Here is a 267-nt window from a genome sequence, read left to right on the forward strand (position 1 = left end):
TGGTCACTGCCCGCGAGCTGGACGCCGAGCGCGTCTGGCCACTGCTGGCGCTGATCCAGGGCTCGTTCTACGCGGCCGGCGTCGACGTCACCACCGCGCCGCAACTGGTCGAACTGGCCGAACAGGCAGGCTTTGACCGTGCGGCGTTCGCCGAGGCCTTCGCCCGCGCCGACACCCGTGTGGCCACCGCCGCTGATTTCACCTGGGCGCAGGACCTGGGTATTGCCGGTTTCCCCACCCTGCTGGCCGAGCGCAACGGCCAGCTGG

1 protein-coding gene is annotated in these 267 nt (G+C 70.8%); it reads left to right on the plus strand.

The features are described from left to right. Nucleotides 1–267: DsbA family protein (locus SB756_RS30775; protein ID WP_410913329.1), on the plus strand; the 267-nt coding region annotated here is incomplete at both ends.

The sequence above is a fragment of the Pseudomonas sp. SIMBA_068 genome (assembly GCF_046534705.1).
Lineage (GTDB): Bacteria > Pseudomonadota > Gammaproteobacteria > Pseudomonadales > Pseudomonadaceae > Aquipseudomonas > Aquipseudomonas putida.